Source organism: Actinoallomurus acaciae (genome assembly GCF_042429965.1).
Lineage (GTDB): Bacteria > Actinomycetota > Actinomycetes > Streptosporangiales > Streptosporangiaceae > Actinoallomurus > Actinoallomurus acaciae.
Map to the genome: position 1 here is coordinate 19,307 of NZ_JBHLZP010000046.1, position 8,615 is coordinate 27,921.

At 71.4% G+C, this 8,615-nt stretch carries 8 protein-coding genes; 6 read left to right on the forward strand and 2 right to left on the reverse strand.

What is annotated here, in order from left to right; translation table 11 throughout:
• Positions 1 to 166 precede the first annotated feature (166 nt).
• Genes ACFFNX_RS09185 through ACFFNX_RS09195 form a run of 3 tightly spaced genes read left to right on the forward strand, consistent with a single transcriptional unit; the run spans position 167 to position 2,621 of the window.
• The gene (locus ACFFNX_RS09185; protein ID WP_378198057.1) at positions 167 to 1,306 is read left to right on the forward strand and encodes a CaiB/BaiF CoA transferase family protein; all 1,140 of its coding nucleotides are present in this window, start codon (positions 167 to 169) and stop codon (positions 1,304 to 1,306) included.
• On the forward strand, positions 1,303 to 2,481 hold the full coding sequence (locus ACFFNX_RS09190) for an acyl-CoA dehydrogenase family protein (protein WP_378198040.1): 1,179 nt from the start codon (positions 1,303 to 1,305) through the stop codon (positions 2,479 to 2,481). The genes ACFFNX_RS09185 and ACFFNX_RS09190 overlap by 4 nt, the downstream gene beginning before the upstream one ends.
• Positions 2,478 to 2,621 (forward strand): hypothetical protein, encoded by a 144-nt coding sequence (locus tag ACFFNX_RS09195; protein ID WP_378198042.1) that lies wholly within the window; start codon positions 2,478 to 2,480, stop codon positions 2,619 to 2,621. The genes ACFFNX_RS09190 and ACFFNX_RS09195 overlap by 4 nt, the downstream gene beginning before the upstream one ends.
• Positions 2,622 to 2,683: 62 nt before the next feature.
• Here the strand turns inward: ACFFNX_RS09195 and ACFFNX_RS09200 are convergent, their stop codons facing one another.
• A complete protein-coding gene (locus ACFFNX_RS09200) occupies positions 2,684 to 3,925 on the reverse strand; it encodes an FAD-dependent monooxygenase (RefSeq protein WP_378198044.1) in 1,242 nt (413 codons plus the stop codon).
• 77 nt (positions 3,926 to 4,002) lie between these two features.
• Here ACFFNX_RS09200 and ACFFNX_RS09205 point away from each other — a divergent pair, with 77 nt between their 5' ends.
• A complete protein-coding gene (locus tag ACFFNX_RS09205) occupies positions 4,003 to 4,542 on the forward strand; it encodes a TetR/AcrR family transcriptional regulator (RefSeq protein WP_378198046.1) in 540 nt (179 codons plus the stop codon).
• A gap of 624 nt (positions 4,543 to 5,166) precedes the next feature.
• On the opposite strand, the gene ACFFNX_RS09210 is transcribed toward ACFFNX_RS09205, so the two are convergent.
• A complete protein-coding gene (locus ACFFNX_RS09210) occupies positions 5,167 to 5,637 on the reverse strand; it encodes an MSMEG_6728 family protein (protein ID WP_378198048.1) in 471 nt (156 codons plus the stop codon).
• A 207-nt stretch (positions 5,638 to 5,844) separates the two neighbouring features.
• On the opposite strand from ACFFNX_RS09210, the gene ACFFNX_RS09215 reads away from it, so the two are divergent.
• The gene (locus tag ACFFNX_RS09215) at positions 5,845 to 7,092 is read left to right on the forward strand and encodes an RNA polymerase sigma factor (protein ID WP_378198050.1); all 1,248 of its coding nucleotides are present in this window, start codon (positions 5,845 to 5,847) and stop codon (positions 7,090 to 7,092) included.
• Between the two features lie 62 nt (positions 7,093 to 7,154).
• Positions 7,155 to 7,994: a helix-turn-helix transcriptional regulator gene (locus tag ACFFNX_RS09220; RefSeq protein WP_378198052.1), complete on the forward strand. Its 840-nt coding sequence runs from the start codon at positions 7,155 to 7,157 to the stop codon at positions 7,992 to 7,994.
• Positions 7,995 to 8,615: the final 621 nt, after the last annotated feature.

Sequence of the window (8,615 nt, forward strand, 5' to 3'; positions counted from 1 at the left end):
GGGGTACGTCGACACGGCATCAGCGCTTTCTTGCTCGGTCTGTGCGAGGAGACCCTACACGAGCAGTATTGCGTAAATACGTAGCTTGATGCCAATATACGCATAACGATCGCCACGGGTCGCGTCGACGGCCGGATCGAGATCGTGAGGGAGTGGTGGCGTGGGAATGCCACTGGACGGCGTCGTCGTCGCCGACTTCAGCCGGATACTGGCCGGTCCCCTGGCGTGCATGATGCTGGCCGACCTCGGGGCGACCGTGATCAAGGTCGAACGGCCGCACGTCGGGGACGACACCCGTAGCTGGGGACCGCCCTGGACGGACAACTCCAGTTCGTACTTCGAGTGCGCGAACCGATCGAAACGCTCCGTGGTCCTCGACCTCGACGACGAGGAGGACCTGGTCCTGGCCCGCAGCCTCGCGCGGCGCGCCGACGTACTGGTGGAGAACTTCCGTGACGGCGCGCTCGCGCGGCGGGGGCTCGGCTACGAGTCCGTTCGCGCGGCCAACGGCGGGATCGTCTACTGCTCCATCTCCGGCTTCGGCGGCCGCGCGGGCGCGTCCATGCCGGGTTATGACTTCCTCGTCCAGGCGATGGGCGGACTCATGAGCATCACCGGTGAGGAGGACGGCGAGCCGACGAAGGTCGGCGTGGCCCTGGTGGACGTCCTGACCGCCAAGGACGCCGCCATCGGCATCCTCGCCGCGCTGCACGGAAGGGCCGCCACGGGGCGAGGGCAGCGGCTGGAGGTCAATCTGCTGTCCAGCCTGCTCGGCTCACTCGCCAACCAGGCCTCCGCCTACCTCGCGACGGGCCGGTCGCCGCGGCGGATGGGCAACCGGCATCCGTCCATCGCGCCGTACGAGACCCTCCGGTGCAAGGACGACATGCTGGCCCTGGCCTGTGGAAACGACCGGCAGTTCGGCCGGCTCGCCGAGGTCCTCGGCGTCCCCGAACTGGCCGGCGACGAGCGCTTCGCCACGAACGAGGCGCGCGTGCTGAATCGCTCCGCGCTGAGACACGCTCTGCAAGAGCGCCTGAGCCAGGACACCGTCGCCTCCTGGAGCGCTCGCCTCACCGAGGTCGGGGTGCCCGCCGGCAAGGTCGGCGACATCGCCGACGGGCTGCGGCTCGCGGAGTCACTCGGCCTGGACGTCACCGTGCCGGTCGGCGGCTCGGCGCCACCGCAGATCCGGCACCCCATCGGCTACTCGGAGACACCGGTCACGCACTACGCGCCCCCGCCCCGGCTCGGACAACACAGCGACGAGGTACGCCGCTGGCTCGCGGAGGAGAAGACACGATGAGCACGACACCCCCGACCTCCCTCGATCCCGCCGGGATCGGTGAGCTGCTCACGGCCGACGAGCAGGCGGTCGCGACCGCGGTCCGCCGGCTCTGCGACGAACGGGTCGATCCGTTCGTCGCCGACTGGTTCGAGCGCGGCGAGATCCCCGACGTACGCGGCCTCGCGAAGGAGCTGGGCGGCCTCGGTGTCCTCGGCATGCACCTGGAGGGGTACGGCTGCGCCGGCATGTCCGCCACCGAGTATGGCGTCGCCTGCATGGAGCTCGAGGCGTCGGACTCCGGTGTGCGCTCGCTGGTGTCCGTACAGGGCTCGCTGGCGATGTTCGCGATCTGGCGGTGGGGCTCGGAGGACCAGAAGCAACGGTGGCTCCCCGCGATGGCTTCCGGAGATGCCATCGGCTGCTTCGGACTCACCGAGCCCGACGCCGGCTCCGACCCGGGGAACATGCGCACCAGGGCGCGCCGGGACGGGCCGGACTGGATCCTCGACGGCCGCAAGATGTGGATCACCAATGGCGGCGTCGCCGACGTGGCCGTGGTCTGGGCCCGGACCGACGAGGGAGTCCGTGGGTTCGTCGTGCCCACGGACACCCCCGGCTTCTCCGCGCCGGAGATCAAGCACAAGCTGTCACTTCGGGCATCCGTGACCAGTGAGCTGGTCCTGGACGGCGTCCGGCTCCCCGCCGACGCGGTGCTGCCCGAGGTGACCGGGCTCAAGGGGCCGCTGAGCTGCCTCAACGAGGCCCGCTACGGGATCGTCTGGGGGGCGATGGGAGCGGCCCGGTCCTGCCTTCACGCGGCGCTGTCCTACGCCGGCGACCGCACCCAGTTCGGCAAGCCGATCTCCGCCTTCCAGTTGACGCAGCAAAAGCTCGTCGACATGACCCTGGAGTACACCAAGGGGTTGCTCCTCGCCTTCCATTTGGGCCGGCGCAAGGACGCCGGGAAGGCGCGCCCCGAACAGATCAGCCTGGGCAAGCTGAACAACGTGCGCGAGGCCCTGGAGATCTGCCGTACGGCACGGACGATCCTGGGCGCCAACGGAATCTCCCTCGAATACCCGGTGATCCGTCACATGACCAACCTGGAGTCGGTCCTGACGTACGAGGGCACGGTCGAGATGCACACGCTGGTGGTCGGCCAGGCGATCACCGGCCACGCGGCGTTCCGGTGACGCTGCACGAAATGGGCGCCCGCTCCCTCGAACTCCTCATCCGGGTCCCGTCCGGCGAGCCGGCTCCGTCCGAGCGTCTGGCCCCCGCCCTCGCCGTACGGGCCTCGACCGACCCCGCGCGGCTTCCCAGGAGCGAATGACCGGGCGCCGGGCGGAGCCGAGACGTGCCCGCCGTGTGGCCGACCCCGGCGGGCAGTACTCCTCACTCCACGCCGAGGCCGACCCGGCCGCTCGATGCGGCGGGCGAGGGCGGGTAGTCGTCGATGGTCATGGAGTTGTAGAGGCGGGCGCTCTTGGTCGTGAGGCGGAGGAACGCGCGGCTGAGGCCCGCGGGGAGGGCGGAGACCAGGCGGGCGCCCTGGGCCAGTCCCGACACGCCGAGGCGTGAGGTGGGGATCAGGGTCTTCGCGGCGCTCAGCGCGACCCCGCGGCTGGCGCGTACGTGCTCGGCCATCGCACGCTCGTAGGCGGGGAAGGCGCGCTCGTGGTCGCCGTCCGCCCGCGCCAGCTCTCCGGCCAGGACGTACGCGCCGACGACGCCCAGGGTGGTGCTGCCGCCGACGGCCGGGCCGGGGCAGTAGCCCGCGTCGCCGACGAGCGTCACCCTCCCCTGTGACCAGGTGTCCATGCGGAGCTGGGTGATCGAGTCGAAGTAGAACGCCGGCGTGCGGTCGAGCTCGTCCAGCCAGTGGTCCACGTCGGCGTGCATCCCGGCGAACGCCTCGCGCAGGAACTCCTTCTGCCGCCGTACGTCCCGGTAGTGATAGTCGAGTTCGCGCTCGCTCCGGAACAGGAACAACGCCCGCGCGTCGCCGAGGTGCGGCGCGCCGTACATGCCGGCGGTGCGGCCGACGCCGACGTGGATGAGAAGCTCGCGGTCGAGGCCGGCGGTGTTGGGCAGGGTCAGCACCCCGAGGTAGGCCCCGATGAAGGTGCTGAAGCGGGACTCCTCGCCGAAGACGAGGCGGCGCACGTTGGAGTGCAGCCCGTCCGCGCCGACGACGAGGTCGAAGCGGCGCGGCGCGGCGTTTTCGAACCGCACCTCGCCGTCGGGTGAGATCGCGGTGATCGAGTCGCCGAAGACGTACTCGACGTCGCCGAGCGTGGCGTCGTAGTAGATCTCGCTCAGGTCGTCGCGCATGATCTCGACGTGCCGGTCGGAGGCGGCGCTGAAGATCTTGGTGAGGTCCGCCCGAACGGGACGCCGCGCGCTCTCCGGGTGGACGGTCATCCGGTTCGCGCCGGTGGCCAGCTCCTCGATGCGCGGGAGCACGTCCATCTTCTCCGAGATGTCCATCGCGGGCCGGAACAGGTCGACCGCATGGCCGCCGGTCTTACGGAGAGCCGGCGCGCGCTCGACGACGGTGACGGAGAAACCGTGTCTGGTGAGCCAGTACGCCAGCACCGGGCCGGCGACACTGGCGCCGGAGATGAGAATCCGCATGAGCATGTCTCCTTACTTAACGATAGGTAAGTGTATCAGCGTCACTTACCTATCGTTAAGTCAGATAGGCTGACGGCATGCCTCGCCCCTCGGACACCAAGCAGCGGATCCAGGAGGTCGCCCGCGAGTTGTTCGCACAGCAGGGGGTGCAGCGGACCAGCCTGCAGGAGATCGCCGATCGGCTGGGCATCACCAAACCGGCGCTCTACTACCACTTCTCCTCACGCGAGGAACTGGTCCGCAGCATCGTGCAGCCGATCATCGACGAGGAAGAGGCGTTCCTGATGGATCAGGAGGCGCTGGAGAAGGTCGAGCCGCGCGCCCTGATGGAGGGCTACTTCGACTTCCACTACCGCCACCGCAGAGAGATCATGCTCATGCTCAGTGAGCTGACCACCCTCGCCGACCTGGGCCTGATCGGCCTCGTCCTGAAGTGGCGCGACCGGCTGGTGAGACTGCTGCACGGCCCCGAACCCACGCTGGAACAGGCCGCCCGTGCCGTGATCGCCTTCGGCGGCCTCCAGGACTGCACGCTCCAGTTCGCCGACATCCCGAAGGACGAACTCCGCCAGGTGGCCGTGGACGGCGCCTGCGGCGCACTCGGCATCCAGCCGTAGCGAACGACGACGACACGATCACCGGTCCTGCGTCCCGAGACCGCGACCGAACCACCCGCCGACGGGCGAATGGCGGCGGACGACCGTACGGGACACCGAGAGCGGTCGTGGCCCTGGATGTGATCTGGGCGCTGTAGGACGTGGTGTGGTGGCGCCGGGCGCGATTCGGGGGTTGCGGTCACGTCGCCCGATCCGGTCACCGTGACCGGACGGTACCGGGCGCGACGCCGCAGGCCACACCGGCGCGGTCCACGCACCGCGTCACCCTTGGGTGAGCGGCCACGTACGCGGAGACGCCGACCCGCCGCTTCGCGGCACGATCATCGGGCATCCGCGACGATCAGAGCCGGAACGCGAGCCCCGAAGACCGCGCGGACGCGCGGAGATCCTCTAGCCACCTCACTTGGCGCCGCGTGACCGGAATCCATGAGGTTTCCGGCGAAGGCCCCATGAGGATCGGTTCTCCCACCGGCGGGCAGCGGTGCCTGCGCCACGGCTCCGGTGGTGACCGCGAGACCGGCCCGCGCCCGTCAGGGCGGCCGTCTCGGCGGGGAGCTCGTCCTGCCCGGCGACGTCATCCAGGTGAGGTGACTCACCGGTCTGAGTGATCATCGATCCGCCTCGTCAGGGCGATGCGTCGGCCGGGTCGGGCCACACGTACGGCAGGTCGTCGGGGACCCCGGGAAAGAGGGGGCCGTAGTGGGCCGGATCCTTGCGCACCAGGGCCGACCGATGACTGCGGTGGAACTCCGGATCGCCCAGCCAGCGGGGCAGCGCGCCGGCCCGGCCCAGCTCCGCCTGGCCGCGAGGCTCGTCGAGGCCCAGTCTCGTACGCAGCTCCGTCACGAGCGAGGCGGCGCACGTGTCACGCCGGCCCGCGCGGCACCACTGGCGGCAGATCTCCAGACCGTAGCGCGTCAGCGCCTCCTCGCAACCCGTCCACATCCGCACCGCCGGATGGTGCCGCCAGCCGTACCCCGGCACGGTCAGGCCGCGCAGCACCTGCAGGGCCTCGACCCGCTGCCGGCCCAGCCGCCGCTGGTCGAGAACCCGCGCGGTGGCGGCGAAGTCGGCATATGGCAGGAATGTCTGCACGGTGCCTCCCGTCACCCCTCGACGGCGCGGAAGACGCGACGTGCGCCGCGTACGATCGCGCGTCCCGGTGGGGCGTCGGCCGATGGACCAGCCCTCCGGTCAGGCTATCGTCCGACTCGTACCGAACTGCCCAGGTCATCCGGCCGGGCGGTCCCATTCCGCCGGGAGGGAAGCGCCGGTGAAAGCGATCTCGTACGGGACGGCGCGGTGAGCGAGGAGCCCCTGGAGGACCTGCTGCGCCGCCTCGCGCCCCAGGTGCTCGGCGCGCTCATGCGGCGCCACGGTTCCCTGGACCCCTGCGAGGACGCCGTGCAGGAGGCGCTGCTCGCCGCCGCCACCCAGTGGCCGCACGAGGGCGTTCCCGACAACCCGTACGGCTGGCTGGTCACCGTCGCCACGCGGCGGCTCGTCGACTGGGTGCGCAGCGACAGCGCCCGGCGACGGCGCGAGGACACCGACCTGTTCACCACCCCGCCGTCGATGCGCGTCGCCCCGCCCGCCGACGAGCCGGCGGCGGCCGGCCGGGACGACTCGCTCACGCTGCTGTTCCTCTGCTGCCACCCGGCGCTCTCTCCGCCCTCGCAGATCGCGCTCACCCTGCGCGCGGTCGGCGGTTTGACCACGGCCGAGATCGCGCGGGCCTTCCTGGTGCCCGAGGCGACGATGGCGCAGCGCATCAGCCGCGCCAAACAGACCATCCGCAAGGCCGGGGCGACGTTCTCCCCGCCCCCGCCGGGCGAGCGCGAGGAACGGCTGCGGGCGGTCCTGCACGCGATCTACCTCATGCTCAACGAGGGGCACACCACGACCGCCGGACCGGTGTTGCAGCGCCACGACCTCACCGGCGACGCCCTGCGCCTGACCCGCATGCTGCACCGGTTGCTCCCGGACCACGGCGAGGTGGCCGGGCTGCTCGCGCTGATCCTGCTCACCGAGGCGCGCCGCGACGCCCGTACCCGCGAGGACGGCTCGCTGATCCCGCTGGCCGAGCAGGACCGCGGCCGGTGGAACCCCGCGCTCATCGAGGAGGGCGTCGCGATCGTCACCGTGGCGCTGTCGGGCGGCGACCGGCTCGGGCCGTACCAGATCCAGGCGGCGATCGCCGCGGTGCACGATGAGGCCCCGAGCGCCGAGGAGACGGACTGGCCGCAGATCGTCGCGCTGTTCCGCCTGCTGGAGGGCATCGCGCCGGGACCGATGGTGACGCTGAACCGGGCCGTCGCCGTCGCGATGGTGGACGGGCCGGAGGCCGGGCTGAAGATCGTCGATCCGCTGGAGGAGGACGAGCGGATGGCCCTGCACCACCGGTTCCACGCCGTACGCGGTCATCTGCTGGAGCTGGCCGGACGGCCGGATGAGGCCCGCGAGAGCTACCGTACGGCCGTGCGGTACGCGGCGAGCGAGCCGGAGAAGCGCTACCTCCAGGATCGCGCGGATGCCCTGATCGGCGGCTGACCCGGAAATGTCAGACCCCCTCCCTACCGTTATGCACGGGGAATCGGGGTGAGGGGACCGCAGTGACGACCGACGCCGCCATCCGACCGCGCCGCGCCGAGCTGGCCGGCTTTCTCAAGGCTCGCCGGGAGCGCCTCAGCCCCGAGGAGGTCGGCCTGCCGCCGGCACCTCGCCGCCGCACGCCGGGGCTGCGGCGCGAGGAGGTCGCGGTGCTGGCCGGGGTCGGCGTCACGTGGTACACCTGGCTCGAGCAGGGCCGCCCGATCAACGCGAGCGGCCAGGTGCTCGACGCCGTGGCCCGCACACTGCGCCTCGACCGCGCCGAGCGCGAGCACCTCTACCGCCTCGCCGAGGCGACCCCGCTACGCGCGTGGGGCACCACGAGCGGGGCCTCCGACGCGATACGCGCCGTCCTCCACGGCCTCGACCCGATGCCCGCCACGCTGATCAACGGCCGCTTCGACATCCTCGAGTCCAACGCCGCACACGTCGCCCTGTTCGCCGAGTGGCACACCCTGCCGTGCGTCCACAAGAACCTCCTGTGGTGCTGCGTCACCGAGCCCCGGGCGCGCGAGTGGTTCGTCGACTACGAGCGGGAGATCCCCCACCTCGTCGCACGACTCCGCTCGGCGTACGGCCGGCACGTCGGCGACCCGACGTGGGAGGAGGACCTCCGCCGCCTCCAGGAGATCAGCCCGGAGTTCGCCGAGCTGTGGTCCCGGCACGAGGTGGCCGAGCCGAGGGACCGCGTGCTGCGGTTCCGCCATAAGGTTGCGGGCGATCTGACCTTCGACCGGACCGAACTGACCTTCCCGACCGCACCCGGCCTGTCCATCGCCGTCTACGCACCACGCGACGACCCCACCCGCGACCACCTCCGCCTCACCCGCCCGACCGCCTGACCTCGCGACCACCGCCACGCCGCCGCCCGACTCGCGAAAATTCCACCGCAGTCATCGGCCGGCCCTGGTGCGCAGGGATCCGGCCCGCTACGGCCCCCGTTTTCTCAAGGCCCCCGACGACCTGCCGTCGGTCGGCCCCGGTACGCAAGGATCCAGCCCGCAACGGCCCCCTCTCTCTCCCAAGGCCCCCGACGACCTGCCGTCAGTCGGCCCCGGTACGCAGGAATCCGGGCCGCTACGGCCCTCGCTTTCCCAAGGCCCCCGACGACCTGCCGTCGGTCGGCCCCGGTATGCAAGGATCCAGCCCACTACGACCCCCTCTCTCCCAAGGCCCCCGACGACCTGCCGTCAGTCGGCCCCGGTATGCAAGGATCCAGCCCACTACCGCCCCCGCTTTCCCAAGGCCCCCGACGACCTGCCGTACGTGTGGCCCGACCCGGTCGGCGCATCGTCCTGACGAGGCGGGTCGATCTCGCGCCCTCCCCCCACCGCGGCCGCGCGCGACGCAACGCCTGCCCGGCCAGCCGACTCACGATCGCCTCCGCGCCGACCCGGCCGCCTCACGACCGCCTCGCGGTCGCTCAAGGCGCCGTCGCAGCTCGGCGCGGCCGGGGTCGGTCA